Source organism: Streptomyces sp. NPDC047841 (assembly GCF_040704085.1).
In the GTDB taxonomy this organism is placed as follows: Bacteria; Actinomycetota; Actinomycetes; order Streptomycetales; family Streptomycetaceae; genus Streptomyces; species Streptomyces argyrophylli.
Genome location: NZ_JBEYRP010000004.1, coordinates 170,629 through 196,806, shown reverse-complemented (window position 1 = coordinate 196,806; position 26,178 = coordinate 170,629). Strand labels below are relative to the sequence as shown.

Here is a 26,178-nt window from a genome sequence, read left to right as displayed (position 1 = left end):
CCTCGACCGGCTCGTGCGCGACACCGTGCGCACCCTCACCCCGCCGACCGGCCCGGAGGCGTTCCTGCACGCGCTGTGCGCCACGCTCAGCCCGCAGCTCGACCGCCCGGTCCGGCTGAAGTTCGTCGCCTTCCCGCCGGGCCTGGACGTCTCCGGGATCACCCTGGCCCGGGACGAGGACTACATCGTCGTGGTCGAGGACCGGGCCCCGGACCCGCACAAGTTCGTCATCGCCGGGCACGAGATCGGGCACATCCACTACGGCACGCTGGACGTGCACTACCCGTCCGGCCTGCCCGCAGCCGCCCGCCGGCTGCTCGCCCGCGCCGAGGCCGACGTCCCCTGGGACCGGGTGGTCGCCATGGCCACCCGCTCGCCCGCCGCGGCGGCGGCCGAGGCCGAGTGGGAGGCCGAGGAGTGCGGGCTGCGGCTCGCCGCGAAGTTCTCCAAGGTCGTGGGGCCGGGCGCGGCCGGCCTGACCCAGGACACCCTCGTCGACCGGCTGTCGTCCTCGCTGGGCAACATCGGCGGACCCTGATGCGCTGGGACATCGCCGGTTCGTTCGCCGCCTACGCCGTCCCGGCCGCCCTGCTCGCCGTCGCCTTCGTGATCAAGCTGCCGCTGCTGCGGCGGGCCTGGCGGGACCCGATCCTGCGGGCCACCGCCCTGCTGCTCGGCATCGGCGCGGTCTGCTTCGCCTCGCTGCCACCGGCCAACCTGCACCGCATCAACGTGCTGACCGACATCCCCAACTTCGCCGGGCTCTGGGTCTACTCGCTGCTGACCGCGTACTGCGGCGCCTGCCTGTGGCTCATCATCACCTGGCGGGAGCCGCCGTCCGCCGTGCGGCGCCGGCGGACCCGCCTGGTCCGGGTGGCGTACACCGTCATCATCGTCGGCCTGTGGACGACGTTCCTGCTCGGCGACCACCGGGCGGAGCGCACGCGTGACCTCGACACGTACTACGCCGACACGCCCTGGATGCGCGAGTTCGTGCTGCTCTACCTCGTCGCCCACCTGGTGTCCGCGCTGGTCGCGGCGGGCATGCTGTGGGCCTGGTACCGGGAGGTCGAGGACACCTGGCTGCGCCGGGCGGTGATCTTCCTCCAGGTGGCCTACGCCCTCGGGCTCCTCTACGACGCCGCCAAGCTCGCGGCGATCGGCGCCCGCTGGAGCGGCCGGGACTGGGACTGGCTGTCGACGTACGCCGCCCCGCCGTTCGCCATCGCCGAGGCGGTCCTGGTGGCCGTCGGCTTCATCGCCGGGCAGGCCGGCCCGTGGGCGGCGGAGCACCGCAGGCTGGTGCGCACCCACCGGCGGCTGAAGCCGCTGTGGCAGGCCATGCTGGCCGTGACCGCGCCGGCGGCGCCCGCGACCGGCCGGGTCAGCGGTGCCGCCCTCCGCCTGGAGCTGCGCCGGGCCGCCATCAACGACGGGCTGCTCAAGCTCGCCCCGCACCTGTCCCCGGCCCGCCGCGAGCGGACGCGGACGGCGGCGACGGCGGCGGGCTACCCGCAGCCCGTGGCGCGGGGCATCGCCGCGGCGGTGGACATCCTGGTCGCGTCGGACGCGCTGCACGCGCCCGACGGCGGCGCCCGCCCGCCGTCCGCCGGGCGGACCGGTGCCCCCTTCGTCCCCGACAGCGAACTGGAGTCGATCGCGCACGCGTTGCGGAACCACGCGGCGGCCATCGAACGGTTCCGCCGGCAGGCGGTCGCCACGGAAGGTCTCACCTCACATGCCTGACACACCCACCCGCCGCCGCACCGCGCTCGTCATCGGCGGCAGCACGGCCGGCATGCTCGCGGCGTCCGTGCTCGCCAGCCGCTTCCACGAGGTGACCATCGTGGAGGCCGACCGGCTGCCCGAGGGGCCCGAGCCGCGCAAGGGCCTGCCCCAGGCGCGGCACGCCCATCTGCTGTGGTCCGGCGGGGTGGCCGCGCTGGAGGAACTGCTGCCGGGCGTCACCGGGGAGCTGACCGCCCGGGGCGCCGGGCTCATCGGGGTGATGCGGGACCTGGTCAGCAAGGCGCCCTCCGGGCAGTGGTTCCGGCGCTTCACCGACTCCCGGCACAGCATGATCGTGTGCAGCCGGGACCTGCTGGACGCGGTGGTCCGCGCCGACGTCCTCGCCCGGCGCCGGATCACCCTGCTCGACGGAACCCGGGTGGCGGGCCTGACCGGCGACCGCCACCGGGTGACCGGGGTCAGCCTGCCCGGGGGCGGCACGCTCTTCGCCGACCTGGTGATCGACGCCGGCGGGCGCGGCTCCCAGGCGGACACCTGGCTACGGGCCCTCGGTCACGCGCCGGTCGAGGAACGGGTGGTCGACGCGGGCGTCGCCTACGCCAGCCGTGTCTACGCGGCCCCCGACGCCACGGCGGCGCTGCGCTACCCGGTGGTGAACGTGCAGGCCGACCCGCGCGAGGCGCCCGGCCGGGGCGGGGTCGTCGTACCGATCGAGGGCGACCGCTGGCTGGTCACGCTCTCCGGCACCCGGGGCGGTGAGCCCTCCGCCGACCCGGACGCGTTCGAGCACTTCGCGCTGACCGGCCTGAAGGACCCGGTCATCGGCCGGCTCCTCGCGGGGGCGAAGCCGCTGACCGACCCGGTGACCACCCGCAGCACGGCCAACCGCCGGCGCTTCTACGAGAAGGCCGCGGCCTGGCCGGAGGGCTTCGCCGTCCTCGGGGACGCCGTCGCCGGCTACAACCCGGTATACGGCCACGGCCTGTCCGTCGCCGCGCAGAGCGCCATCGCCCTCGGCCGGACCCTCGACCGGTACGGCCCCACCGCCCCCGGCACCGCCCGCCGCATCCAGCGCGCGGTGTCCCGGCCGGTGGGCAACGCGTGGAACCTCGCGGTCGGCCAGGACGCCTACTACCCCGGGGCCGCGCCCCAGCCGCCGACCCGCGTCGAACGCCTCCTGACCGCCTACGTCGACAAGGCCGTCGCCGCCGGCTCCGCGAACCCGCACGCCCTGCGCGGCCTGCTGGACGTCATGAGCCTGCGCACCCCGGCGGCCCGCCTGTTCGCCCCGGACATGCTCTGGACCCTCACCTTCGGCCCCCGCAGGGCCCCCCTGCCGGGCCCGCCCCTGACCCGGGCGGAACGGCAGGCGGCGGGGCTGGACTGAATCCGTGTCAGGACGGGCGGTACCTGTGACCGCTCAGGAGAATTCGTGCAGCACCACCCAGTAGTCGTACTCCTCCACCGAGGCGGCGCACAGCTGGCGGCCGTCGGTCGAAACGGTCACGAACTCGGGGGAACCCGTCACCTCGGCAATGCGTGAGGGCAGAAGCGTGCCGACGGTGTCCCTGACCCGTACCCAGCCGATCTCACTGCCTCCCGGCACGGGAGGCAGGATCAGGAACTCGCCCTTGTCGCCGGGACACACCGTGCCCCGCAGCGACCACGTCGCCTGCTGCTGATCAGCCCGCACGGCATGTGCGCACCGGGGCCCGCGTGATACCGCGGGCGGCCTCACCCCGGTCAGGACGCGGCGACTGGCCACGGCTACCTCAGCACGGACGCCGAGTTCTTCGTGTTCGCGGCGACGTAGTCGGACTTCAGGTCAGCCCAGCCAGGCGAGTGGGTCCTCCTCGTCCTCTCCGGACGCTCGGACGGTGGTAAAAGTAACAGGGACTCCCAGCTCCGCGAGACCTGCGAGGACGTCGGTCGAGATGTGAAGCCCCGATCCAGACTCGGCAACGCCTGCCACATCGACCTTCACTGATTTTCCCGCCTCCTTCAGCGCGTCGAGCGCCGACTTGCGGGGCTCAAGCAATCCGATGAGTGCCGCGGCCTGTTCGTCGGCGCACTTCGAGCGTCGCTCGTCAACGGTGAGCGTAGCCCAGCCGGGGCCGGAAAAGATGCCCACGCCTTCAAGTGAAGCGAACTGTTGGCTGTCGGCGAGTTGCAACTCGATCAGCAGGGACCTGGAATCCACTTCCTGGCCTGATACGACCAGGGATGTGCTCAGGTCACCCCAGGGCTTCAATCCCGCCGCAGGTTCCATTTCCATGATCAATCTCTCAGCGTTCGTTCATACTGGCTGCGACCCTGAGTGGGAATCCCAGGAGTGCGATTCGCTTGATTTCTTCCGGATGCAAGGCAAGAGTGGAATCGTTTCCGGAGAAGCCGAACAGGTTGATGGTCACCTCATATCCTTGTTCGGCCAGTTGCCTGAGCTCGGTCCGCTTCCGTTCTGCGACGGAGAGGATACTGTCCAGCTGTTCGTGAAAGTCCCGGGTGCGGCGCTCGTCGCAACTGATCCTCCACTGTCCGTCGATCTCGCCTGGACGGTCCCATTTACCGGGACCCGGTTCTCGTACTCCAGTGGGCTCGATGGCAAGGAAAGGCGTGATCTCTTCGGGGTGGAGATCTCTTCCCTTGATGACGAGCGACACCTCCGTCAACACCCAGTACCGCTTTTCTGTCACATTCACACCGGCATAGTCGTACAGCCGTGACCTGGGCGGGCTCTGACGAGTCGTCTCCTCCGCCTCACCCCCGTGCTCAGCCATGCGGCCCATCATCACCACCGCAACCGGAGGTAACAACCCGGCGCTGTATCACCCTTGTCACAGCCGGGTCTCGGCGAGTGGCGGGGTACGCTCCTGCGGTTCCGGTGTACCGAAATGGCGAGCAGGGTGGAAGCGTGCAGAAGTCCGAGGCCGAGCAGTTGATCGTCCAGGCCTACGAGGCCTGGGACGCCGAGGACTGGCCGACCGCCGCCGGGCTGTTCGAGCGGGTCCTCGCGCACTACCCGGACACGTCGAAGAGCGCGGTGTGGTGGTACGACGCCGCGCTCGCCCACAAGTTCCTGCGCAACTGGGGGAAGGCGTACGAACTGGGCCGCGAGGCCGCCGCCCGGGCCCCGCGGGGTGAGGGCGATCCGGCGTACTGGAACCTCGGCATCGCGGCGACCATCCAGCGCGACTGGGCGACGGCCAGGGACGCCTGGGAGGGCTTCGGTGTCCAACTGCCGCCGGGCGAGGGCGAGATCAACGGGCGGTTCGGGCCGGCGTGTGTCCGGCTGGACACGGGCGGGGAGCGGGAGGTCGTCTGGATCGACCGGCTCTGTCCGACGCGCGGCCGGGTGATGAACGTGCCGGTGACCGCCGGACGCCGCTTCGGTGAGATCGTCGTCCACGACGGGGAGCCGAAGGGGCAGCGGGTCATCGAGGGGCGCGCATACCCGGTCTTCGAGGAACTCCTCCTCTTCCAGGCCTCCGAGCTGACGACGCTGACCGCGACGGTGAACGCGGACGAGGTGGCCGACCTCGACGCCCTGATCGAGCTCTTCGGCCGGCACGGCTACGGCGCCGAGCCCGCGAGCGGCTTCGAGGTCCTGTGCGCCTGCTGCAGCGAGGGCACGCACGAGCAGGAGCGGAAGACGCACGCGGGTGCCCAGCGGGTGTCCTTCGCGGCGCCGAGGAGGAGGCGCGCCGCCTGCTCGGCCAGTGGGCGGCGCAGACGCCGGTCGGCCGGAGCTGGAGTGGGCTGACCTTGGTCGGGTGACCCGCGGGTGTCGCATATGAGGGGAATTGGTCGAAAATGAGGGGTTCCGAAGTGCGGTATCCGTTCTATGCTGGAAGCAGCCTACGAGGCGAGTGAGGGAGTCCGACCGGAGTAGCCGACTCAGGCGGGATGCGCAGGCATCCGCCCGGGCCGACGGCGACGGTAGGGCTGAGAGGCCGGAAGGCAGCAGTCAGGCCGGACGGCGACCCCTATCACCTGATCCGGACCATACCGGCGAAGGGAACCCGTCTCGTAGGTCTTCGCATGCCCGGTCCTCGCGTCATGCGCGCCGCGCCGGCTCCGTCAGGTCGATCAGCCGGCACACCGTCTCGATGTCGGTCTTCACCTGGGCGATGGAGGCGCGGCCCGACAGCCAGGTGATGAGGGCCGAGTGCCAGGTGTGCTCGATGACCCGGACCGCGGAGAGCTGCTCGGCGGTGGGGTCCGCCAGGCCCATCGCGTCCAGGATGATCGCCGTCGTCTGGCGGGAGACCCGGTCGACCTCGGGCGAGACACCGCGGTCGGCGAAGGTGAGGGCGCGGACCATCGCGTCGGCCAGGTGCGGCTCGCGCTGGAGGGCGCGGAAGGCCCGCATCAGCGTCTCCGCGACCCGCTCGGCGGCCGTGTCGCCCGCCGGGGGCTTTCTGCGCAGGGTCCCGTGCATCTGCTCCAGCTGGTCCTGCATGGTGGCGACCAGCAGGTGCACCTTGGACGGGAAGTAGCGGTACAGCGTGCCGAGGGCCACCTGCGACGACTCCGCGACCTCACGCATCTGCACGGCGTCGAACCCGCCCCGGCCGGCCAGCTGCGCGCTCGCCTGCAGGATCCTGCGCCGGCGGGCCTCCTGCCGCTCGGTGAGGGGCGAGGCCGGACGCGAGGCGCTGGCTTCCGCAGGCATGGGTCCCCGTTCCGTGACGGTCGGTGAGGCCGTCTGTAGGGCTCGTGATCGGACGGCACGGCAGGACGGCTCGCCGTGGCGCGAATCACCTGATCCACTGCTCACAGCACCCCTACCTGCCGGTAGATTCAGAGCCTCTGAACGATCAAGTCTGAAACTTGTTCTAGATTAGCGTCCCGTCGTAGTCTCGCGGGACAGTGCAGGCAGAAGGGGGCACGGAGTGACCGCTGAGGCCCGGGAAGCGGGAGCCGACCAGGAACCCGCTGCCGACGGCGGACGACCGCTCGACATCGCGCTCCTCACCTACAAAGGGAACCCGTTCTGCGGGGGCCAGGGCGTCTACGTACGGCACCTCTCGCGGGAGCTGGCCCGCCTCGGCCACCGCGTGGAGGTCATCGGCTCCCAGCCGTACCCCGTCCTCGACGAGGGCCTGCCCGGCCTCACCCTCACCGAGCTGCCCAGCCTCGACCTCTACCGCCAGCCCGACCCCTTCCGCACCCCGAAGCGGGAGGAGTACCGGGACTGGATCGACGCCCTGGAGGTCGGGACCATGTGGACCGGCGGCTTCCCCGAGCCGCTGACGTTCTCGCTGCGCGCCCGCCGCCACCTGCGCGCCCGGCGCGGCGAGTTCGACGTCGTCCACGACAACCAGACCCTGGGCTACGGCCTGCTGGGCGACATCGGCGCCCCCCTGGTCACCACGGTCCACCACCCCATCACCGTGGACCGGCAGCTGGAGCTGGACGCCGCCGGCACCTGGCAGCGCCGCTACTCCGTGCGCCGCTGGTACGCCTTCACCCGCATGCAGAAGCGCGTCGCCCGCCGGCTGCCCTCGATCCTCACCGTCTCCGGCAGCTCCCGCCAGGAGATCGTGGACCACCTCGGCGTCCGGGACGAGCGCGTCCACGTCGTCCACATCGGCGCCGACACCGGCCTGTTCGCGCCGGATGCGGCCGTCGCCGAGGTGCCGGGCCGGATCGTCACCACCTCCAGCGCCGACGTGCCGCTGAAGGGGCTGGTGTTCCTCGTGGAGGCGCTCGCCAAGGTCCGCACCGAGCACCCCGCCGCCCACCTCGTCGTCGTCGGCAAGCGCCCGCAGGAGGGCCCCGTCGCGCAGGCGATCGAGCGCTACGGCCTCGAAGGCGCCGTCGACTTCGTCAAGGGCATCTCCGACGCCGAGCTGGTCGACCTGATCCGTTCCGCCCAGGTGGCCTGCGTGCCGTCCCTGTACGAGGGCTTCTCGCTGCCCGCCGCCGAGGCCATGGCCACCGGCACCCCGCTGGTCGCCACCACCGGCGGCGCGATCCCCGAGGTCGCCGGGCCGGACGGCGAGACCTGCCTGGCCGTACCGCCCGGCGACGCGGGGGCGCTGGCCGCCGGGCTGAACCGGCTGCTCGGGGACCCCGAGCTGCGCGCGCGCCTCGGTCACGCGGGCCGCGCGCGGGTGCTCGACCGCTTCACCTGGGCCCGCGCCGCCGAGGGCACCGTGGCCCACTACCGCGAGGCCATCGCCCGCTCCGCGGCCCCGACCCCCGGCCGCTCCGCGGCCCCGGCAAGTGTTGCAGGCGTCTCCTCCGAAAGCAGGGCCACGTGCTGACCGTCGACTTCTCCCGGTTCCCGCTCGCCCCCGGCGACCGTGTCCTGGACCTCGGCTGCGGAGCCGGCCGGCACGCCTTCGAGTGCTACCGGCGCGGCGCCCAGGTCGTGGCCCTGGACCAGAACGGCGAGGAGATCCGCGAAGTCGCCAAGTGGTTCGCGGCGATGAAGGAGGCCGGCGAGGCGCCGGAGGGCGCCACCGCCACCGCCATGGAGGGCGACGCCCTCGCCCTGCCCTTCCCCGACGAGTCCTTCGACGTCGTCATCATCTCCGAGGTGATGGAGCACATCCCCGACGACAAGGGCGTGCTCGCGGAGATGGTCCGCGTGCTCAGGCCGGGCGGGCGCATCGCCATCACGGTGCCCCGCTACGGCCCCGAGAAGGTCTGCTGGGCGCTGTCCGACGCCTACCACGAGGTCGAGGGCGGCCACATCCGCATCTACAAGGCCGACGAACTGGTCGCCAAGGTCCGCGGGGCCGGGCTGAAGCCGTACGGCAGCCACCACGCGCACGCGCTGCACTCGCCGTACTGGTGGCTGAAGTGCGCGTTCGGCGTCGACAACGACAAGGCGCTGCCGGTGCGGGCGTACCACAAGCTGCTGGTCTGGGACATCATGAAGAAGCCGTTCGCCACCCGGCTCGCCGAGCAGGCGCTCAACCCGCTGATCGGCAAGAGCTTCGTGGTCTACGCGACCAAGCCGCACCTGCCCCGGCTCGCCGAGACCGACGGGGTGGCCGCCGAGTGACCACCCCCCGGACAGAACACCTCGTCCTGCCCGGGGTCCTCACCGCCGAGCAGGCCGCCGCGACCGTCGCCGGCATCCTGGCCGTGCAGCGGGAGGACGGCGCGATCCCGTGGTTCCGCGGGCATCACCTCGACCCGTGGGACCACACCGAGGCCGCGATGGCCCTGGACGCGGCGGGCGAACACGGCGCCGCCGAGCGGGCGTACGGCTGGCTCGCCCGGCACCAGAACGAGGACGGCTCCTGGTACGCCGCCTACGCCGACGGCGCCCACGACGAGATCACCGACCGCGCCCGCGAGTCCAACTTCGTCGCCTACATAGCCGTCGGCGTCTGGCACCACTACCTGTCCACGGGCGACGACACGTTCCTGGACCGGATGTGGCCGACCGTCTACGCGGCCGTCGAATGGGTGCTGCGGCTCCAGCAGCCCGGCGGCCAGATCGGCTGGCGCCGGGAGGACGACGGCACGCCGGCGACGGACGCGCTGCTGACGGGCAGCTCCTCCGTGCACCATGCCCTGCGGTGCGCGCTCGCCATCGCCGAGGAACGCGAAGAGCCCCAGCCGGACTGGGAGTTGGCCGCGGGCTCGCTGCGCCACGCGATCCGCCGCCACCCGGAGCGCTTCCTGGACAAGGACCGCTACTCGATGGACTGGTACTACCCGGTCCTGGGCGGCGCGCTCACCGGAGCGGAGGCCAAGGCCCGCATCGAGGCGGACTGGGACCGCTTCGTCGTGCCCGGCCTCGGGGTGCGCTGTGTGGTGCCCAACCCCTGGGTGACCGGCGGCGAATCCAGTGAACTCGCCCTGGCGCTGTGGGCGATGGGCGAGTCCGACCGGTCCCTGGAGATCCTCCAGTCCATCCAGCACCTGCGGGACGCGGACAGCGGCCTGTACTGGACGGGCTACGTCTTCGACGACGACACGATCTGGCCCCGCGAGCTGACCACCTGGACGGCCGGTTCCCTGCTGCTGGCCGTGGCCGCGCTGGGCGGCCACGACGCCACCTGCGCGGTGTTCGGCGGGGAACACCTGCCGGCCGGACTGGACCCGGACTGCTGCGGCTGATCCCGCGAGGGTCCGGCCCGGCCGTCCGCCGGGGTCAGTGCCGGTGCATCCGGTTGGCTATGGCATGGCCCACGAACAGGTAGACCACCGCGGCGAGCCCGTACCCGGCGACGACCCGGGCCCAGGCCTCGTCGAAGGTGAACAGGTCGTGGGACCAGCCGGCCAGCCAGGAGGCCGCGTCATGGACGAACTGGACCAGGCTGTTCGCCCGGTTCGCGTCCAACAGGTACATCAGGATCCACAGGCCGAGGATCAGCGCCATGATGTCGGCGACGACCGCGATGACCGTCCCGGCCTGGTTCGCGCCGTTGCGATATCGAGGGGACATACTCTCCGGATTGCCGGGCGGTGTGCCGTGAAACCCCCCAGGAAGCCCGGGGCGGACCCGGACCCGTCCCGGACACCACCCGGACGGCGCCCCCCGGGTGGCGGAGCCCGCCGCCCCGGACGAGGCTGCCGGAGGAAGCAGACCGCTCGGGGAGGACACGTCCGGAGGACTCCGTGCCCGTACCGATACGGCGCCTCGTTGTGGCGCTCACCTTGTGCTGTGCCCTGGTGGCGGGTGCCACCGCCTGTGGAGGCAGCGAGAAGAACAGTACGAAGGACACCGCGGCGGCACAGGCCGTCCCCGCCGGGGACAGCCCCAGTCCGACCACGTCCGCGGAGAAGCGCAAGTTCGCCAAGACCCGTTTCGCGGTGGACGCGGGTCTCGCCGCCGGCGCGACCTACCAGTGGATCGTCAAGCCCTGGAAGGCGGGCAAGTTCAAGAAGGGCGCCAAGGGCCGCAAGACCGCCCTGGTCAAGGCCGGTCTCGCCGGTGCCTTCACCTACAACCGGCTCAAGGCGGCCCAGAAGAACGCCAAGGCCGACCCGGCCCTCTCCAAGGCGCTCCAGCCCCTCAGCAACGGCATCGAGGCCCTGAAGAACCTGCCGTCCAAGCTCCGCAAGGGCGACGGGAACGCGGTGAACTCGTTCAACGACGTCATCGGCGGCGTCAAGGACGCGGGCAAGAGCGCCGGTGCCCCGGTCAAGGACCAGGTGCCCTCGGCCTCCCAGCTCAGCAAGAGCTAGTCAGACGTGATCGGACGGAACGTCAGTCACCGTTGACGAGACGGCCGTACGGCACCGGCCCCCCGCCCGGAAGGGCGAGGGGCCGGTGCCGTACGGCGCTGCGGATCAGCCGCGCTGGATGCCCGAGGTGTCCTGGAGCACGCCACGGCGGCCGTCCTGGGTCTGCGCGACCAGCGCGGCACCGCGCTGCTCGACGGCCAGGTACCAGGTGCCCGGCGCCAGTTCGGCGATCTGGCTGGGCGAGCCGTCCTCCGAGAACAGCGGGCGGGGCACCGGCACGGCGAACCAGAACGGCGAGAACTCCGCGGCGGCCGGCTGCGGCGCCGGGGCGGCAGCCTGCGCGGCCGGCTGCTGCTGCCCGAACGGCTGGCCCGGCTGCGGCTGGGCACCGTAGGGCTGCTGGGGCTGGGCGCCCGGGTAGCCGTAACCACCGGGCGGCTGGGCGCCGTAGGGCTGCGGGGCGACCGGCTTGGGGGCCGGGACCAGGGCGGCCTGGAGGGCGGGGACCAGCGGGGTGGCGACGGCGGCGGCGGACAGGACGAGAGCGGCGATGAACCCGAGGACGAGACCCGCGCCGGCGTCCACGTTGTCGAGGTCGATCAGCGTCCACAGCAGCGTCCAGGCCGCCAGGATCGCGAAGGCGGTGCCGACCGTGGCCAGGTCGAGCCCGGCCACCTTGCGCGGCTGCGGCAGGCAGCGGTTGACGACGATGAGAACGGCACCGATCACCGCGCCCATGTAGGTGCCCAGGCCCATGCCCAGGTTGTCCCACGCGCTCCGGCTGACTTCAGCGCCGAAGCCGGAGTAGGTGTAGAAGTCGAGGAACGACGCGATGAACAGCACCACCGCTGCTCCGATCACCACGCCGTCGCCTCTAGTGAGGGAGCGGATATTCACTTCAGGTCCTTCGTAGGTCGTCTCGTCGTCGGTAGACACTATCGTCCGCAAGATCCGGCTGTCCGGCCGGTTCCGCCCGCCGGTCACGAAGCGCGCAGGAAACTCACGATTCCCTCAGAGATTCCCTGCGCCGCCCGCTGTCGCCAGGCGCCGCTGGTCAGCAGTGCCGCGTCCTTGCTATCGCGCATGTTGCCGCACTCGAGGAACACCTTGGGAACCGTTGACAGATTGAGACCACCCAGGTCCGTCCGCGTGACGAGACCGGTACCGCCACCGAGGTAGTTGGAGGGCTGCTCCCCCGTCTCGCGGAGGAAGTTGCCCGCGACGCGCACCCCGAGGTCGTGGGACGGGCCGACGATGGCACGGGTGTCGGCGGCGCCCGCGTGCACGGAACCCGGCAGGATGACGTGGAAGCCGCGGTTGCCGGCGGCCGAGCCGTCGGCGTGGATCGAGATCGCCGCGTCCGCGCGGGCGGTGTTGCCGATCCGGGCCCGCTCGTCCACGCACGGACCCCACGCCGGTGCGTCGGCGTCGCGCGTGAGCTTCACCGTGGCGCCCTGCCGCTCCAGCAGGTCCCGCAGCCGGTGCGCCACGTCGAGCGTGAACCGCGCCTCGGTGTAACCGTCGTTGGTGGACGTGCCGGTGGTGTCGCACTCCTTGCGGTTCGTGCCGATGTCCACCGGGCGGCCGATCTCCGCCGTGTGCCGGAAGTTGCCCTGGTTGTGCCCCGGGTCGATGACGACGACCTTCCCCTTGAGCGACCCGGAACCGCCCGGACGCGCGGAGGGCGAGGCGGACGCCTTGCCCTCGTCACCGCCGCCGCTTCGGGAAGGGGCCGGGAGGGAGGAGACCGCCGAGCTGCGCGGCGCCGACGCGGGGGAGGCCGCATGGTCCGCACCGCCACCGCCGACCGCCTCGTACACCACCCAGCCGAGCAGTGCCCCGGGCACCAGGGCGGCGAGCGCCACGGTCAGCGGGCGCCGCCGGGGCCGGCGGGGCTGCGGAGGATCGAAGTCCGGGCCAACGTACGACACGTCTGCGACTCTAACCGGGGCCTCAGATCCCCGCTCCCGTTCGCCGCAGGACGCGCAGCGAGCCGGTCGCCGAGACCTCCGTGAACGCCCCGGAACCAAGGGCCCGCAGGTAGACCCGGTACGGCGCCTGGCCGGTGAACTCGTCCTCCGGGTGGGGGAAGACGTCGTGGATGACCAGCAGCCCGCCCTCGGCCACGTGCGGCGCCCAGCCTTCGTAGTCCGCCGTGGCGTGCTCGTCCGTGTGGCCGCCGTCGACGAAGACGAACCCGAGCGGGGAGTTCCAGACCGCCGCCACCTGCGGGGAGCGGCCGACGAGGGCGACCACGTGCTCCTCCAGCCCCGCCCTGAACAGCGTGCGCCGGAAGGTGGGCAGCGTGTCCATCAGGCCGACCTCGGGATCGACCGTCTCCGGGTCGTGGTAGTCCCAGCCGGGCTGCTGCTCCTCGCTGCCCCGGTGGTGATCGACGGTGAGCGCCGTGACCCCGGCCGTGCGCGCGGCGTCGGCGAGCAGGACGGTGGAGCGCCCGCAGTACGTGCCGACCTCCAGCAGCGGCAGCCCGAGCCGGCCGGCGGTGACGGCGGCGTCGTGGAGGGCGAGCCCCTCGTCGAGGGGCATGAACCCCTTCGCCGCCTCGAACGCGGCGAGGATCTCGGGCTGGGGAGCGGCGGGCATGGAGCGCCTTTCGGTCGTACGTCGGTCCGTGCGCCCATGCTGCCGCACCCCCGGCCGGCCGGATGACAGGGGGTGCGTGGGCGAGGGGTGCGGGGAGCCGCGCGACCGGCACGGCCGGCGCGTTCCCCGCAGGACGGCGTGGACGCCCCGGACTCTCAGGCGCTCACCGATTCCCCGGGGAGGGCGAGATCCAGGTCCACGGCGCGCTCCGCCCCGGAATGCGTCACCGAGGAAGCCAGCGGCCCGTGGCCGAGGGCCCGTGCCGCGAGCACGTACGCGCCCTCGCCCGGCACCGCCAGCACGTAGCTGCCGTCCGCCGCGGAGAGGGTCGCACCGGCCTGCCGCCCCCGGCGGTCGATCAGGGTGACCTTGGCGCGGGCGACGGGCGTGCCGCCGGCGTCCACGATCCGCCCCCGGAACCCGCGCAGCACCTCCTCGGCGCGCTGCAGGCCGGCCTCCTCCTCGCTGCTCGCCCGCAGCTGGGTGTGCTGCGCCGGGCGGGCCGGCTTCGGGAGGAAGACCGCCAGGACCAGCCCCACCGCGACGGCGGCGGTGGCGATCAGGAAGGAGACCCGGAAGCCGTGCATGGTGGGGACGGCGACGCCGTTCACGTTGTTCGCGGTGTTGGCCAGCACCATGCCGATGACGGCGCTCGACACCGACGTGCCGATGGACCGCATCAGGGTGTTCAGGCCGTTGGCCGCGCCGGTCTCGGAGGCCGGGACCGCGCCGACGATGAGCGCGGGCAGCGAGGAGTAGGCGAGGCCGATGCCCGCGCCGAGGACGACGGACGTGATGATCGTCTGCCAGGCCGCGTCCATCAGGCCGAGGCCGCCGCCGTAGCCGATCGCGATGACGACGAGGCCGGCGATGAGGGTGACCTTCGGGCCGTAGCGGGCGGACAGCCGGGCGTACACCGGGGCGGTGAACATCATCGTCAGGCCCAGCGGGGCCACGCACAGGCCCGCGACGACCATGGACCGGCCGAGGCCGTAGCCGGTCGCGGTGGGCAGCTGGAGCAGCTGGGGCAGGACGAGGGAGACGACGTAGAAGCTGACGCCGACCATGATCGAGGCCAGGTTGGTGAGCAGCACCTCGCGGCGGGCGGTGGTGCGCAGGTCGACCAGGGGCGCCTGGACGCGCAGCTCGTACAGGCCCCACAGCAGCAGGACGGCGACGGCCGCGGCGAACAGGCCGAGCGTCGTGCCCGAGGACCAGCCCCAGTCGCTGCCCTTGGTGATGGGCAGCAGGAGCAGCACCAGGCCGGCGGACAGGCCGAGCGCGCCGAGCAGGTCGAAGGAGCCCTCGGCGCGCATCCGGGACTCGGGGACGGCGAGGAGGGTGAGGAGGATGGCGAGCACGCCGAGGCCGGCGGCGCCGTAGAACAGCGCGTGCCAGTCGGTGTGCTGCGCGACCAGGGCCGCGGCGGGCAGCGCGAGGCCGCCGCCGACGCCGATCGAGGAGCTCATCAGGGCCATGGCCGAGCCCAGCTTCTCGCGCGGCAGCATGTCGCGCATCAGGCCGATGCCGAGCGGTATCGCGCCCATGGCGAAGCCCTGGAGGGTACGGCCGACGATCATGGTGAGCAGCTGGTCGGTGAAGGCGCTGACCAGGGCGCCGACCACCATCACGGCGAGGCTGAGGATCAGCATGCGGCGCTTGCCGTAGAGGTCGCCGAGCCGGCCCATGATCGGGGTGGCGACGGCGCCCGACAGGAGGGTCGAGGTGAGGACCCACGTGGCGTTGCTGGGGGCGGTGTCCAGCAGCTGCGGCAGGTCCTTGATGACCGGCACGAGCAGCGTCTGCATGACCGCGACCACGATGCCCGCGAAGGCGAGCACGGGGACCACGGCGCCGCCCGCTCTCCGGGTGCGCTGGTCGGTCGTCGTCTCTGGCATGGGGTGAGGCCTCCCGCGTGTCATAAGTGCTGGGTAAACCTCGTATGCACAGGCAACTATTCCGTTGCTTCGGGCCCCTAACGAATTCTTGACCCTTCCATGGGTTACTGACGCGGAGTCAAGGAATCTCCTCGCCGGCCGGGGCAACGGTCCGGGCGGCCCAGGGACTCCTTTAGACATCTAGGAGGTGCCCATGGGGGACGGGAAGCAGACTCGGAACGAGGAGTTCCAGAGCTTCGTGGTCGGCCGCTGGCCGCGGTTGATGCGTACGGCATTTCTCCTCACGGGGGAGCAGCACGCCGCCGAGGACCTGGTCCAGTCGACGCTCGAACAGGTCTACGTGGCCTGGCGCCGGGTCGGCGGCGCGGACGACCCGGAGGCGTACGTACGCCGCGTCATGATCAACGCGCACGCGCGCAGACACCGCCGGAGGCTCAGGGAGTTCCTGGCGCCGAAGGACGACTCCGGGCTGGTGCGCGAGGTGGCCGACACCGGCGACCGGATCGCCCAGGCCGACGACCGCAGCGCCCTGCTCAAGGCGCTCGCGCAACTGCCCGCCCGGCAGCGCGAGGCGGTCGTGCTGCGCTACTGGGAGGACCTGACGGAGACACAGACGGCGGAGGCGATGGGCTGCTCGGTCGGCACGGTGAAGAGCAACGCGGCCAAAGGGATCGCGAAACTCCGCGCCATACCGGGTCTGGCCGACATGGTGACGCACGGAGGGCGGAAGTGATGAGCGCGGACCGGGAGAACCACGACATGACGCAGACGGACATCGCCCTCCTGCTCGCGGACGCGGCGGACGGGGTCGAGATCGGCATAGCCCCGGTCCAGGCCGTCATCCGCGGCGGCCGGCGACGCAGAGCACGGCGCTGGGCCGTGGCGGCGGCCACCGCGCTGGTGCTGGCGGGCTCGACGGGAGCCACGCTGGCCTTCGCCGGGCTGCCCGGGGAGCGCGCCGACCGGGGGACGCCGATGGCGCCCGGCCCGGCGTCCGCCGAGGAAAGACACGTGTACGAGCCGCAGCGGACGGAGCTGGCGCGGGGGACCGAGCACGGCAGGCAGTGGCGGGTCTGGGTCGAGGTGTGGGGCGCGCCGCGAGACGCGCGGGAGGCGGACCGGCAGTTCGCGGCCATGAAGCGGACGGGCGTGCGCCCGGCGGTGGACAAGGCCGCCGATCTGGTCGGGAAGATTTCGTACTTCTCGATGCGGTCCTACGGTGACGGCCGTTCCCTGGTGGTCATGTTCGACACGCACCAGAGGACCGACCGCCTCACGGGCACCGACCTCATGGCCGCCGCCGTCAGCCTGGAGGGGGCCGGCCCCACGACCCCCGAACGGCTGGTGGTCGGCCATGTGGCGAAGTCCGCCCGGGAAGTCACCTGCCGCTGGAAGGACGGCAGGTCCACCGTGGCCCGGCCGGCGGGCTCGGCGCCCGCCGGCCAGGACGGCACCTCGCTGATCCGGCCGGTGGCGGGCTACCCGGGAGGCAACTGGTTCGTGTGCCTCGCCCCGGAGGGGACGGTCTACGAGGACGCCCGCGTGACCGGGTGACCGGGTGACCCGGTGCGCGGGAAGCCCCGCTCAGAGCCAGCCCTGCTGCCGGGCCTCCCGTACCGCCTCGGCCCGGTTGCGGGTGCCGGTCTTGCCGATCGCGGAGGAGAGGTAGTTGCGGACGGTCGACTCGGACAGGCGCAGCCTGCCGGCGATGTCGGCGACGGTCGCCCCGTCCACCGAAGCCGTCAGCACCTCCCGCTCACGGGGTGTCAGCGGATTCGGCCCGGCGCTGAGCGCGGCGGCGGCCAGCGCCGGATCGACCACGGTCTCCCCGGTGAGCACACGCCGGATCGCCGCGGCCAGCTCCTCCACGGGCCCGTCCTTGACGAGGAAGCCGGCCGCTCCGGCCTCCATGGCCCGGCGCAGATAGCCCGGCCGTCCGAAGGTGGTGAGGATGAGCACCCGGCAGCCGGGAGCCTGGGCCCGCAGTTCGGCCGCCGCGTCCAGTCCGCTCATGCCCGGCAGCTCGATGTCCAGCAGGGCCACGTCCGGCCGGTGCGTGAGCACGGCGTCCACGATGCCGTCACCCGAGGCCAGCCGGGCCACGACCTCGATGTCCTCCTCCATGCCGAGCAGCAGGGCGAGCGCGCCACGCATCATGCCCTGGTCCTCGGCCAGCAGCACCCGGATGCGTGCGCCGGGCCGGTGACCCCGGGGCATCTCGTCGTCCACCGCCCCAGATTACGCCGGGCGGCTTGGGGTGACTCCGCGTCATCCGGTACCGAACCGGGTCCGCCGAGCGAACTCGACGCGTCCTCGGCGGGGGTGGGCGGTGGCGGGTGGCGGGTGCCGGGGGCAGGCTGGGGGCGGGCCGGGGCGCGGGTGCCGGGGGAGGGGGCCCTCCCTGCCGAGTCCGCCCGCGGGGCATGTCGGTGGGCGGTGGGCGGTGGGCGGTGGGCGGTGGGCGGTGGCCGCGGGCAGCGGGGCGCGGTCGCCGAAATTCCCTACCGTGGGCGTGGGAAAGGGCGGAGACTCGGCTCATGGCTGACATGGGGGCGTTCAAGGAGGCGGTCACCGCGTGGGCGGCCGGTGGGCCCGGGGGCCCCGCGCGGGAGCTGGCCGCGCGGCTGTCCGTCCGGGCGGTCGTCCTGCTCGAAGGGCCGAGCGACGCGGCGGCGGTCGGCGCGCTGGCCGCGGGCCGCGGCCGGGACCTGGCGGCCGAAGGCGTCTGCGTCCTGTCGATGGGCGGGGCGATGAACGTCGGGCGGTTCGCCGGGCTCCTCGGGCCGGCCGGACTGGGCCTGCGCCTGACCGGGCTGTGCGACGAGCGGGAGCGCCCTTACTACGCCCGTGGCTGGGAGCGGGCCGGTGCGGCGCAGCACGGGTTCTTCGTCTGCGCGGCGGATCTGGAGGACGAGTTGATCCGCGCACTGGGCGTGACCCGGGTGACGGAACTGGTCCGGGCGCAGGGCGACCTGCGCGCGTTGCAGACCTTCCTGCGCCAGCCGGCGCAGCGGGGCCGCATCGCACAGCAGCAGTTGCGGCGCTTCCTCGGCACGAAGAAGGGGCGGAAGATCCACTACGGCCGTGTCCTGGTCGAGGCCCTCGATCCCGGCCGCGCGCCCGCCCCGCTCGACGGTCTGCTCACCAGTCTCTGACCGGGCGGAGGGCTCCGGGGCCGCGAGGGTTGGCACATCTTGACGGTGAGCAAACCATCGCCGGGCGGAACCAACGCCGTCGACAGCAGTACGTCGTGGACGGCCGACGTCAGCTGGGCGGTCGCCGCGCCCCGGGCGCCGTAGCGGGAGCCGCCGTAGCCACCTCGACACCGCTCACCGCGAGCTCGCCAAGCACCGCGAGCTCGCCGCTCACCGGAAGGTCGGCGGTGACCGTGAAGCCGCCGCGCGGCGCCGGGCCGGCCGTGAGGGAGCCGCCCGCCGCCGCGAGGCGTTCGGTCAGGCCCTGCAGCCCCGTGCCGCCGATGCCCGCCCCCACACCCGTACCGGCGGCCGGGGTTCCGGTGCCGGTTCCGATGCCCGTGCCGTTGTCCGTGACCGTCAGCCTGACCCGCTCGGCGGTCCCCTCGACGGTGATCTCGCAGCGGTCGGCACGACTGTGCCGGACCACGTTGGTGACCGCCTCGCGCACCACCCAGCCGAGCAGCGCCTCGGTCTGCGGGGTCAGCGGCGCCCCGGTCTGGCGCACCACCGGCTCCACGCTCGCCGCGGAGAGCGCCGACCGGGCCCGGGTGAGTTCGGTGGCCAGGCTGCCCTCGCGGTAGCCGGTCACCGCCTCCCGGATCTCGGTGAGCGCCTGCCGGCCCACCGACTCGATGTCCGAGATCTGTGCCAGCGCCGCGTCGAGGTCGCGTGCCGCGAGCCGGCGGGCCGCCTCGGACTTCACCACGACCACCGACAGCGTGTGCCCGAGCAGGTCGTGCAGATCGCGGGAGAAGCGCAGCCGCTCCTCCGCCACCGCGCGCCGGGCCAGTTCCTCCCGGGCGGCCCGCAGCTCCCGCACGGCCTCGGACAGGCCGAGGATCGCGGCGGTGACCATGCTGGACAGGAAGGTGGCGTAGGCGATGCCCGACGCGTCGTCCCAGCCGTTCCGCAGCCAGGTGGCGGCTCCCGCGTAGAACGTGAGCAGCAGGCCGACGCGGCCGAGCCACGGTCCGCGCACGGTGGCGCCCGTGGCGAGGCCCAGCAGCGGGAAGAACATCAGCCAGTTGCCGCCGTACCCGAGGGCCAGGCCCGTCGTGACCAGGCCGAGCAGGACCAGCGCCACCCGGGTGGACACCGACTCGCGCCTGGCCCGGTCGAAGGCGCGGAAGGTGACGTAGACGTAGAGGGAGTTGAAGGCGAGCAGGCCCAGGCCGCCGACCCAGGGGTTCGGGGTCTCGCCCTTGAGCACGTTGGAGAGGGAGCCCATGCCCAGCAGCAGCCAGGGCAGCAGGGTGAAGCCGGTGGGCGGCGGGCCCGGGTGCTCGGCGGTGGACGGGTCCGCGCCCGCGCACCGGGCGGCCCGCCGCTCGGCCCGGAAGCGCCGCATGTCCGCCCGCCACGCCAGTCGTTCCCGCTGCCAGGCCGCCGTCTGCCGGCGCAGGCTCCGCCACCACGTCATCTCACAGTCCCCCGTCCCCGTCGTTCCGGCGGCCCGTCCCGCAGGGGGCGGGAGGGCGGCACTGTCGTACGGATCGAACGGTACGGAACCGGGCCCGGCACCGGCAGACACGCGTGTACCGAATCGGGCAGGACAAATGTCACGGCCGCCGTCCGGAGCCGACACACTGTCACGTACTGCCACGACACCGAGGTCTTCAGACCCCTCAGGAGCGCCATGCCCATCGACGCCGCCAAGGCACTCGCCGCCGAGCCCCGGTCGGGAGAGATCTCGTGGACGCGCAAGGACGTCCTGCTCTACCACCTCGGCATCGGCGCGGGCGTCCCCGCCACCGACCCCGACGAGCTGCGCTACACCCTGGAGTCCCGGCTGCACGTGCTGCCCGGCTTCGCCACCGTCGCGGGCGCCGGCTCACCGGGCGTGATCAGCGGGCTGTCCATGCCCGGCGTCGACGTCGACCTCGCCCGCGTCCTGCACGGCGGCCAGGCGCTCACCCTGCACCGGCCCATTCCCGTGGAGGGCACCGCCACCGCCACCGGCCGCATCGCCGCCGTGTACGACAAGGGCACGGCCGCCGTCCTCGTCATGCGCACCGAAGTCGCGGACACGGAGGGCCCGTTGTGGACCAGCGACGCGCAGATCTTCGTACGGGGAGAGGGCGGCTGGGGCGGCGACCGGGGACCGTCCGCCCGGACCGAACCGCCCGCCGGGGAGCCGGACCGGGTCGTCGAGCGGCGCCTGCGCGAGGACCAGGCCCTGCTCTACCGCCTGTCCGGCGACTGGAACCCGCTGCACGCCGACCCCGGGTTCGCCAGGCTCGCCGGCTTCGAACGGCCCATCCTGCACGGCCTGTGCACCTACGGCGTCACGCTCAAGGCGGTCGTCGACACCCTGCTCGGCGGGGACGTGAGCCGGGTGCGGTCGTACGCCACGCGGTTCGCCGGGGTCGTGTACCCGGGGGAGACCCTGCGGATCCGGCTGTGGGTATCGGAAGGCTCCGTGCGGGCCGCCGTGAGCGCCGTCGAACGCGACGACGCGCCCGTCCTCGCCGACACCGTCGTCCAGCACTCCTGACAGACCGCGTACGACGGACTCGACGCGCTGCCCACCCCGCACGACGGGGCCGGCCGCCGGGGCTCGGACGGGGACAGGCGAAGGGGGCGCCCGCCGAGCGGACGCCCCCTCTTCTTTCCTACCGTCAGGCAGCTGCCTCCACCCTCTCCTGGGCCGGCTTGCGGTGCCGGCCGTGCGGAGCCGACTCGCTCTCCTGGGCCGCGACCGGGCCCCGGTGCCGGCCGTGGCCGGTGTTCTCGGAAGAGCCGGCAGACAGCTGCTCAGTGGTGCTGGTGTCGCTCATCGGACGTATTCACCCCGTCAACCTGATCTTTCGTACAGCCGGGCGAGTGTAACCGGCGCACCACGGACCGAATCCAGGCGCACACGCCAACCGGCACTAGTTCGTTACAAGACGGCCCAAGGGTGCCTGTTGCAACGGCACGGGCCGGGCCACGGCCGGCACCGCGGGGCCCGGTTCCGCCCCCGCCGGACCCACTCGTTCCGGGGTCCCGGGGCCGCCGTCCCGGCCGGACCGCCGGGCGTCCTCCGTCCCCGCCGCGGCGACGTCACCCTCCGCGGCGACGCCACCCGCCCCGGCCAGGTCCCCCGCGCGGGCCACGTCCCCCGCCCCGGCCGTGGTCAGGTCGCCCGCCCCCGTCGTGGTCGCGCCCCAGCCCGGTGCCGTCACGTCCGACAGGCCGCACGGAGTCGCCTCCGTGGCGTACGGCAGACGCAGCACCCCGTCGCGCGTGCACAGCCCGCTGCCCGCCAGCCAGCCCTCGGGCGCCGGGAGGTGCCGGACCTCGCGGTCGGCCGGGCGCCACACGCCCACCCAGGTGTCGAAGGACCCGTCGATGCGCAGCCCCACCGCGCAGTTCTCCGGCATCAGCACCTGTCCGGGCTGGATCGCGAACGGCGTCACCAGGCACTCCGGCACCCGCAGGCACTCCGGGAACCGCACCGGCAGGGTGCTGCCGAGGACACCCCAGCCCAGGCGCGCCCGTCCCGGGGAGGGCGCGTCCGAGGAGATCAGCAGCAGACCGCTGTCGGGATCGGCGAGCAACAGCCGGTCGTCGCTGCCCTCCGCGATCTGGAGCAGCGGCGAGACCTCACCGGCGCGCTCCAGGTCCACCACGACCGTCTTGGTGCGTCCGTCCAGTTCCCGGTCCAGCGCCAGCATCCGCCCCGAACCGTCCAGCCAGACCCCGCCCGAGCAGCGCCCCGGCACCTCGGCGCACCGCTCCGGGCCGAACGCCCCGCCCGCCACCAGCCACACCGCGCTGGAGCGCGCCCCGACCGCGAGGGCGTACGCCCGCACGCCCCCCGGCGCGGGCGGCAGCAGGGTGAGCCGGGCGCCGGGTTCGGCGCACTCCACCGCGCCCAGCGGCAGCTCACCGGTGCCGGGCCCGGTCGGGTACAGCAGCGAGAAGGCGTGCCGCCCGGCCACCAGGCGGTGGATCAGCACCCGCCCGTCACCCATCGGCTGCACCTCGGTCCCGGGCTCCTCCGGCTGGTTGCCGGGCAGGGGCACCGCGTACGGCTCCGGGCCGTCCAGGGTCCAGCGTTCCGGGAACCAGGAGTCACCGTCCCGGGCGAGCCGCGCGGCGTAGGCGCCGTCCGCCGTGATCGCGCACCCCGCCGCCGGCACGCCGTCGGTCCCGTCCGTGGAGGGGGGTTCGATCGCACAGACCGTCATCGTTCGGTCACCTCCGGCGACGAAGCTAGTTTTCGCACGCACAGGCGGGGGACCGGCCCTCCCCGGCTTCACACGTAAGGGTGGAGCAGAAGCGATTCACCTGAGGAAACCGGGGCGTCTGTGCTGAGCGGGGTCAGACCGGACGCATGCGGTACAGCCCCGCCGGGCAGCCAGGTAGCCTTGGGCCGTGCCCCGTCTGTCTGAAGTCATCGCCGCGCTGGAGAACCTGTGGCCCGCCGAGCGGGCCGAGTCCTGGGACGCGGTCGGCACGGTCGTGGGCGACCCCGGCCAGGAGGTCACCCGGGTGCTGTTCGCCGTCGACCCCGTCCAGGAGATCGTCGACGAGGCGGTGAAGCTCGGCGCCGACCTGCTGGTCACCCACCACCCGCTCTATCTGCGCGGCACGACCACGGTCGCGGCCACGCACTTCAAGGGCCGGGTCGTGCACACGCTGATCAAGAACGACATCGCGCTGCACGTCGCCCACACCAACGCCGACACCGCCGACCCCGGCGTCTCCGACGCCCTCGCCGGGGCCCTCGACCTCCGCGTCGTGGGCCCCCTCGTGCCGGACCCCACCGACCCCGAGGGCCGCCGGGGCCTGGGCCGCGTCTGCGAACTGGACCACCCCCTCACCGTCCGCGAGCTGGCCGCGCGCGCCGCCGAGCGGCTGCCCGCCACCGCGCAGGGCATCAGGGTGGCCGGTGACCCCGGGGCCGTCGTCCGTACCGTCGCCGTCAGCGGCGGCTCCGGCGACAGCCTCTTCGACCAGGTCCGCGCGGCCGGCGTCGACGCCTTCCTCACCGCCGACCTGCGCCACCACCCGGCCTCCGAGGCGGTGGCCCACAGTCCCCTCGCGCTGCTCGACGCGGCGCACTGGGCCACCGAGTGGCCCTGGTGCGAGCTGGCCGCGAGCCAGCTCGACGAGATCTCCGACCGTCACGGCTGGGACCTGCGCGTCCACGTCTCCAAGACGGTCACCGACCCCTGGACCGCCCACGCGGCGTCCACCGCCACCGCCCACCCGTCGTCCACCGCCACCCTTCCAACGAGCGCTTCGCGCGCCCCTTCCGATACCACGGGAGCCCCCAACTGAACGCCGCGCCCGCCGACCAGATCCGACTCCTCGACGTCCAGGCCCTCGACGTCCGCCTGCAGCAGCTCGCGCACAAGCGGAGGTCCCTGCCCGAGCACGCCGAGATCGAGTCGCTGACGAAGGACCTCACGCAGCTGCGCGACCTGCTCGTGGCCGCGCAGACCGAGGAGAGCGACTGCGCCCGCGAGCAGACCAAGGCCGAGCAGGACGTCGACCAGGTGCGCCAGCGCGCCACCCGCGACCAGCAGCGCCTCGACTCCGGCGCGGTCACCTCGCCGAAGGACCTGTCCAACCTCCAGCACGAGATCGCCTCCCTCGCCAAGCGGCAGGGCGACCTGGAGGACGTGGTCCTCGAGGTGATGGAGCGCCGCGAGGCCGCGCAGGAGCGGGTGAACGAGCTGACCGAGCGGGTCGGCTCCGTGCAGTCGAAGATCGACGACGCGACCGGTCGCCGGGACGCGGCGTTCGAGGAGATCGACGGCGAGGCCGCCTCGGTGACCAAGGAGCGCGAGGTCGTGGCGGCCTCCGTGCCCGCGGACCTGCTCAAGCTCTACGACAAGCTGCGCGGGCAGCAGGGCGGCATCGGCGCGGCCAAGCTGTACGCCCGCACCTGCCAGGGGTGCCGGCAGGAGCTGGCCATCACCGAGCTGAACGAGATCCGCTCGGCGGCGCCGGACACGGTGGTCCGCTGCGAGAACTGCCGCCGCATCCTGGTGCGCACGTCCGAGTCGGGTCTGTAAGGAGCTTCAGGGGTGCGGGAGTTCATCGTCGAGGCCGACGGCGGGTCGCGGGGCAACCCCGGGCCCGCGGGCTACGGGGCGGTCGTGCTCGACGGGGCCACGGGTGAGGCCCTGACCGAGGCCGCGGAGTACATCGGCGTCGCCACGAACAACGTCGCCGAGTACCGCGGCCTGCTGGCCGGCCTCCGCGCCGCCCGCGCCCTCGACCCGTCGGCCCGGGTTCACGTCCGCATGGACTCCAAGCTCGTCATCGAGCAGATGTCGGGCCGCTGGAAGATCAAGCACCCCGACATGAAGCCGCTGGCGACGGAGGCGAGGTCCGTCTACCCGCCGGACCAGGTCACCTACGAGTGGATCCCCCGCGAGCGGAACAAACACGCGGACCGCTTGGCGAACGAGGCGATGGACGCGGGGGCGAAGGGCCGGCAGTGGTCGCCGGCGCAGTCCCGCGCGGCCCTGGACACCCCGCCGTCGGGTCCGCCCGGAGACGCGGCGGCGGGCGCGGCGAAGGCCCGCGCGGCCCTGGCGGAGGGCCGGGCCCCCAGCGCCGGGCAGGCTCTCGGCACCGAGCAGCGCCCTGCGGCCTCCGGCGCCGGGCAGGCTCCCAGCGGGCAGCACGTTACGGCCCCCAGCGCCGAGCAGGCTCCCAGCGAGCAGCACGTTACGGCCCCCAGCGCCGGGCAGGCTCTCGGCACCGAGCAGCGCCCTACGGCCTCCGGTGCCGAGCAGGCTCCCAGCGGGCAGCACGTTACGGCCCCCAGCGCCGAGCAGGCTCCCAGCGAGCAGCACGTTACGGCCCCCAGCGCCGGGCAGGCTCCCAGCGAGCAGCAGCCCCAGCCCCCCGGCGAAGGGCGCCCCTCCGGTTCCGGTGGGGAAACCGCGCACGAGCAGCGCGTCACCAGCGCCCCCGGCTGGAGTGCCGCCCCCGACCTGGGCGCGCCCGCCACCCTCGTCCTCCTCCGGCACGGGGAAACCCCCCTGACCCCCCAGAAGCGCTTCTCCGGCAGCGGCGGCACCGACCCCTCCCTCTCCGCGGCGGGCCGGGAGCAGGCGCACCGCGTCGCCGAGGCCCTGGCACGGCGCGGCACGATCCAGGCCATCGTCGCCTCCCCCCTCGCCCGCACCCGCGAGACCGCCGAGATCGTCGCCGCCCGCCTGCACCTGGACGTCACGGTCGACGACGGCCTGCGCGAGACGGACTTCGGCGCCTGGGAGGGCCTGACCTTCGGCGAAGTCCGCGAGCGCCACCCGGACGACCTCGACGCCTGGCTCGCCGACCCGCAGGCCCACCCCACCGGCGGCGGGGAGAGCTTCGCCGAGACGGCCACCCGGATCGCCGCGACCCGCGACAAGCTGGTCGCGGCCCACGCGGGCCGTACGGTCCTGCTGGTCACGCACGTCACGCCGATCAAGACCTTCGTCCGCCTCGCGCTCGGCGCCCCGCCCGAGTCGCTGTTCCGGATGGAGCTCTCGGCGGCCTCCCTGTCGGCGGTGGCGTACTACGCGGACGGCAACGCGAGCGTACGGCTGTTCAACGACACCTCTCACCTGCGCCCCTGAGTCCCCGGG

The 26,178-nt window shown here is 73.2% G+C and carries 28 protein-coding genes; 15 read left to right on the top strand and 13 right to left on the bottom strand.

The features are described 5' to 3' along the window. The first annotated feature begins 13 nt into the window (after nt 1-13). From AB0947_RS07730 to AB0947_RS07720, 3 genes are read left to right on the top strand one after another with little or no spacing between them, the layout of a single operon-like run. Nucleotides 14-538, top strand: coding sequence for a hypothetical protein (locus tag AB0947_RS07730; RefSeq protein ID WP_366749356.1), 525 nt, complete (start codon nt 14-16; stop codon nt 536-538). Continuing rightward, nucleotides 538-1,746 (top strand): MAB_1171c family putative transporter, encoded by a 1,209-nt coding sequence (locus tag AB0947_RS07725; protein ID WP_366749355.1) that lies wholly within the window; start codon nt 538-540, stop codon nt 1,744-1,746. The genes AB0947_RS07730 and AB0947_RS07725 overlap by 1 nt, the downstream gene beginning before the upstream one ends. Continuing rightward, entirely contained in the window at nt 1,739-3,136 is a 1,398-nt protein-coding gene (locus AB0947_RS07720) for an FAD-dependent monooxygenase (RefSeq protein WP_366749353.1), read from the top strand. Before AB0947_RS07725 ends, AB0947_RS07720 begins: the two co-directional genes overlap by 8 nt. A 33-nt stretch (nt 3,137-3,169) precedes the next feature. Here AB0947_RS07720 and AB0947_RS07715 read toward each other — a convergent pair whose 3' ends face one another. The 3 genes from AB0947_RS07715 to AB0947_RS07705 form a co-directional block, all read right to left on the bottom strand. Continuing rightward, the gene (locus tag AB0947_RS07715; protein ID WP_366749352.1) at nt 3,170-3,442 is read right to left on the bottom strand and encodes a hypothetical protein; all 273 of its coding nucleotides are present in this window, start codon (nt 3,440-3,442) and stop codon (nt 3,170-3,172) included. Between the two features lie 132 nt (nt 3,443-3,574). Further along, nucleotides 3,575-4,030 carry a hypothetical protein gene (locus AB0947_RS07710; protein WP_366749351.1) on the bottom strand — a complete coding sequence of 152 codons (456 nt, stop codon included), beginning with the start codon at nt 4,028-4,030 and terminating at the stop codon, nt 3,575-3,577. A gap of 4 nt (nt 4,031-4,034) precedes the next feature. Further along, complete coding sequence (locus AB0947_RS07705) at nt 4,035-4,526, bottom strand: DUF4279 domain-containing protein (RefSeq protein ID WP_366749350.1); 492 nt, start codon at nt 4,524-4,526, stop codon at nt 4,035-4,037. 134 nt (nt 4,527-4,660) lie between these two features. Between AB0947_RS07705 and AB0947_RS07700 the strand changes: the two genes are divergently transcribed. After that, nucleotides 4,661-5,509 (top strand): tetratricopeptide repeat protein, encoded by an 849-nt coding sequence (locus AB0947_RS07700; protein WP_366749349.1) that lies wholly within the window; start codon nt 4,661-4,663, stop codon nt 5,507-5,509. A gap of 294 nt (nt 5,510-5,803) precedes the next feature. Here the strand turns inward: AB0947_RS07700 and AB0947_RS07695 are convergent, their stop codons facing one another. Beyond that, nucleotides 5,804-6,421 (bottom strand): TetR family transcriptional regulator, encoded by a 618-nt coding sequence (locus tag AB0947_RS07695; protein ID WP_366749348.1) that lies wholly within the window; start codon nt 6,419-6,421, stop codon nt 5,804-5,806. Between the two features lie 220 nt (nt 6,422-6,641). Between AB0947_RS07695 and AB0947_RS07690 the strand changes: the two genes are divergently transcribed. The 3 genes from AB0947_RS07690 to AB0947_RS07680 are packed head-to-tail and all read left to right on the top strand — an operon-like array spanning nt 6,642 to nt 9,831. After that, on the top strand, nt 6,642-8,018 hold the full coding sequence (locus tag AB0947_RS07690) for a glycosyltransferase family 4 protein (protein ID WP_366749347.1): 1,377 nt from the start codon (nt 6,642-6,644) through the stop codon (nt 8,016-8,018). Continuing rightward, nucleotides 8,012-8,764, top strand: coding sequence for a class I SAM-dependent methyltransferase (locus tag AB0947_RS07685; RefSeq protein ID WP_366749346.1), 753 nt, complete (start codon nt 8,012-8,014; stop codon nt 8,762-8,764). The genes AB0947_RS07690 and AB0947_RS07685 overlap by 7 nt, the downstream gene beginning before the upstream one ends. Beyond that, nucleotides 8,761-9,831 (top strand): prenyltransferase/squalene oxidase repeat-containing protein, encoded by a 1,071-nt coding sequence (locus AB0947_RS07680; protein WP_366749345.1) that lies wholly within the window; start codon nt 8,761-8,763, stop codon nt 9,829-9,831. The genes AB0947_RS07685 and AB0947_RS07680 overlap by 4 nt, the downstream gene beginning before the upstream one ends. A 34-nt stretch (nt 9,832-9,865) precedes the next feature. On the opposite strand, the gene AB0947_RS07675 is transcribed toward AB0947_RS07680, so the two are convergent. Continuing rightward, complete coding sequence (locus AB0947_RS07675) at nt 9,866-10,159, bottom strand: hypothetical protein (RefSeq protein WP_014672411.1); 294 nt, start codon at nt 10,157-10,159, stop codon at nt 9,866-9,868. Between the two features lie 173 nt (nt 10,160-10,332). Here AB0947_RS07675 and AB0947_RS07670 point away from each other — a divergent pair, with 173 nt between their 5' ends. After that, nucleotides 10,333-10,902 (top strand): hypothetical protein, encoded by a 570-nt coding sequence (locus tag AB0947_RS07670; RefSeq protein WP_366749344.1) that lies wholly within the window; start codon nt 10,333-10,335, stop codon nt 10,900-10,902. Nucleotides 10,903-11,007: 105 nt separating this feature from the next. On the opposite strand, the gene AB0947_RS07665 is transcribed toward AB0947_RS07670, so the two are convergent. The 4 genes from AB0947_RS07665 to AB0947_RS07650 form a co-directional block, all read right to left on the bottom strand. Further along, nucleotides 11,008-11,799, bottom strand: a complete 792-nt coding sequence (locus AB0947_RS07665; protein ID WP_366749343.1) for a hypothetical protein — start codon at nt 11,797-11,799, stop codon at nt 11,008-11,010. Nucleotides 11,800-11,882: 83 nt separating this feature from the next. Then, nucleotides 11,883-12,833: an N-acetylmuramoyl-L-alanine amidase gene (locus AB0947_RS07660; RefSeq protein WP_366749342.1), complete on the bottom strand. Its 951-nt coding sequence runs from the start codon at nt 12,831-12,833 to the stop codon at nt 11,883-11,885. A 22-nt stretch (nt 12,834-12,855) separates the two neighbouring features. Next, on the bottom strand, nt 12,856-13,506 hold the full coding sequence (locus tag AB0947_RS07655) for a class I SAM-dependent methyltransferase (protein ID WP_366749341.1): 651 nt from the start codon (nt 13,504-13,506) through the stop codon (nt 12,856-12,858). Nucleotides 13,507-13,661: 155 nt separating this feature from the next. After that, nucleotides 13,662-15,404 (bottom strand): MFS transporter, encoded by a 1,743-nt coding sequence (locus AB0947_RS07650; RefSeq protein WP_366749340.1) that lies wholly within the window; start codon nt 15,402-15,404, stop codon nt 13,662-13,664. A gap of 193 nt (nt 15,405-15,597) precedes the next feature. Between AB0947_RS07650 and AB0947_RS07645 the strand changes: the two genes are divergently transcribed. Next, the gene (locus tag AB0947_RS07645) at nt 15,598-16,137 is read left to right on the top strand and encodes a SigE family RNA polymerase sigma factor (protein WP_189883247.1); all 540 of its coding nucleotides are present in this window, start codon (nt 15,598-15,600) and stop codon (nt 16,135-16,137) included. Further along, nucleotides 16,134-16,958: a hypothetical protein gene (locus AB0947_RS07640; protein WP_366749339.1), complete on the top strand. Its 825-nt coding sequence runs from the start codon at nt 16,134-16,136 to the stop codon at nt 16,956-16,958. The genes AB0947_RS07645 and AB0947_RS07640 overlap by 4 nt, the downstream gene beginning before the upstream one ends. Nucleotides 16,959-16,988: 30 nt before the next feature. Here the strand turns inward: AB0947_RS07640 and AB0947_RS07635 are convergent, their stop codons facing one another. Then, complete coding sequence (locus AB0947_RS07635) at nt 16,989-17,621, bottom strand: response regulator transcription factor (protein ID WP_366749572.1); 633 nt, start codon at nt 17,619-17,621, stop codon at nt 16,989-16,991. 320 nt (nt 17,622-17,941) lie between these two features. Between AB0947_RS07635 and AB0947_RS07630 the strand changes: the two genes are divergently transcribed. After that, nucleotides 17,942-18,559, top strand: a complete 618-nt coding sequence (locus tag AB0947_RS07630) for a TOPRIM nucleotidyl transferase/hydrolase domain-containing protein (protein WP_366749338.1) — start codon at nt 17,942-17,944, stop codon at nt 18,557-18,559. Between the two features lie 109 nt (nt 18,560-18,668). Here the strand turns inward: AB0947_RS07630 and AB0947_RS07625 are convergent, their stop codons facing one another. After that, nucleotides 18,669-20,021, bottom strand: coding sequence for a histidine kinase (locus tag AB0947_RS07625; RefSeq protein ID WP_366749337.1), 1,353 nt, complete (start codon nt 20,019-20,021; stop codon nt 18,669-18,671). A gap of 216 nt (nt 20,022-20,237) precedes the next feature. Here AB0947_RS07625 and AB0947_RS07620 point away from each other — a divergent pair, with 216 nt between their 5' ends. Beyond that, a complete protein-coding gene (locus AB0947_RS07620; protein ID WP_366749336.1) occupies nt 20,238-21,095 on the top strand; it encodes a MaoC/PaaZ C-terminal domain-containing protein in 858 nt (285 codons plus the stop codon). 124 nt (nt 21,096-21,219) lie between these two features. Here AB0947_RS07620 and AB0947_RS07615 read toward each other — a convergent pair whose 3' ends face one another. Both AB0947_RS07615 and AB0947_RS07610 read right to left on the bottom strand, forming a co-directional pair. Beyond that, nucleotides 21,220-21,378 carry a hypothetical protein gene (locus AB0947_RS07615; RefSeq protein WP_366749335.1) on the bottom strand — a complete coding sequence of 53 codons (159 nt, stop codon included), beginning with the start codon at nt 21,376-21,378 and terminating at the stop codon, nt 21,220-21,222. Nucleotides 21,379-21,474: 96 nt separating this feature from the next. Next, nucleotides 21,475-22,773: a hypothetical protein gene (locus AB0947_RS07610; protein WP_366749334.1), complete on the bottom strand. Its 1,299-nt coding sequence runs from the start codon at nt 22,771-22,773 to the stop codon at nt 21,475-21,477. Nucleotides 22,774-22,960: 187 nt separating this feature from the next. On the opposite strand from AB0947_RS07610, the gene AB0947_RS07605 reads away from it, so the two are divergent. The 3 genes from AB0947_RS07605 to AB0947_RS07595 are packed head-to-tail and all read left to right on the top strand — an operon-like array spanning nt 22,961 to nt 26,169. Next, nucleotides 22,961-23,869, top strand: coding sequence for a Nif3-like dinuclear metal center hexameric protein (locus AB0947_RS07605; protein ID WP_366749333.1), 909 nt, complete (start codon nt 22,961-22,963; stop codon nt 23,867-23,869). Then, nucleotides 23,866-24,609: a C4-type zinc ribbon domain-containing protein gene (locus AB0947_RS07600; protein WP_366749570.1), complete on the top strand. Its 744-nt coding sequence runs from the start codon at nt 23,866-23,868 to the stop codon at nt 24,607-24,609. The genes AB0947_RS07605 and AB0947_RS07600 overlap by 4 nt, the downstream gene beginning before the upstream one ends. Before the next feature lie 12 nt (nt 24,610-24,621). Then, on the top strand, nt 24,622-26,169 hold the full coding sequence (locus AB0947_RS07595) for a bifunctional RNase H/acid phosphatase (RefSeq protein ID WP_366749332.1): 1,548 nt from the start codon (nt 24,622-24,624) through the stop codon (nt 26,167-26,169). Nucleotides 26,170-26,178: the final 9 nt, after the last annotated feature.

What these genes read in the sequence shown, in the direction of transcription:
- AB0947_RS07725 (WP_366749355.1), top strand. Translation starts at nt 538, where the DNA reads ATGCGCTGGGACATCGCCGGTTCGTTCGCCGCCTACGCCGTCCCGGCC.
- AB0947_RS07720 (WP_366749353.1), top strand. Translation starts at nt 1,739, where the DNA reads ATGCCTGACACACCCACCCGCCGCCGCACCGCGCTCGTCATCGGCGGC.
- AB0947_RS07705 (WP_366749350.1), bottom strand. Translation starts at nt 4,526, where the DNA reads ATGGCTGAGCACGGGGGTGAGGCGGAGGAGACGACTCGTCAGAGCCCG.
- AB0947_RS07695 (WP_366749348.1), bottom strand. Translation starts at nt 6,421, where the DNA reads ATGCCTGCGGAAGCCAGCGCCTCGCGTCCGGCCTCGCCCCTCACCGAG.
- AB0947_RS07675 (WP_014672411.1), bottom strand. Translation starts at nt 10,159, where the DNA reads ATGTCCCCTCGATATCGCAACGGCGCGAACCAGGCCGGGACGGTCATC.
- AB0947_RS07655 (WP_366749341.1), bottom strand. Translation starts at nt 13,506, where the DNA reads ATGCCCGCCGCTCCCCAGCCCGAGATCCTCGCCGCGTTCGAGGCGGCG.
- AB0947_RS07650 (WP_366749340.1), bottom strand. Translation starts at nt 15,404, where the DNA reads ATGCCAGAGACGACGACCGACCAGCGCACCCGGAGAGCGGGCGGCGCC.
- AB0947_RS07645 (WP_189883247.1), top strand. Translation starts at nt 15,598, where the DNA reads ATGGGGGACGGGAAGCAGACTCGGAACGAGGAGTTCCAGAGCTTCGTG.
- AB0947_RS07635 (WP_366749572.1), bottom strand. Translation starts at nt 17,621, where the DNA reads ATGCCCCGGGGTCACCGGCCCGGCGCACGCATCCGGGTGCTGCTGGCC.
- AB0947_RS07630 (WP_366749338.1), top strand. Translation starts at nt 17,942, where the DNA reads ATGGCTGACATGGGGGCGTTCAAGGAGGCGGTCACCGCGTGGGCGGCC.
- AB0947_RS07625 (WP_366749337.1), bottom strand. Translation starts at nt 20,021, where the DNA reads ATGACGTGGTGGCGGAGCCTGCGCCGGCAGACGGCGGCCTGGCAGCGG.
- AB0947_RS07620 (WP_366749336.1), top strand. Translation starts at nt 20,238, where the DNA reads ATGCCCATCGACGCCGCCAAGGCACTCGCCGCCGAGCCCCGGTCGGGA.
- AB0947_RS07615 (WP_366749335.1), bottom strand. Translation starts at nt 21,378, where the DNA reads ATGAGCGACACCAGCACCACTGAGCAGCTGTCTGCCGGCTCTTCCGAG.
- AB0947_RS07610 (WP_366749334.1), bottom strand. Translation starts at nt 22,773, where the DNA reads ATGACGGTCTGTGCGATCGAACCCCCCTCCACGGACGGGACCGACGGC.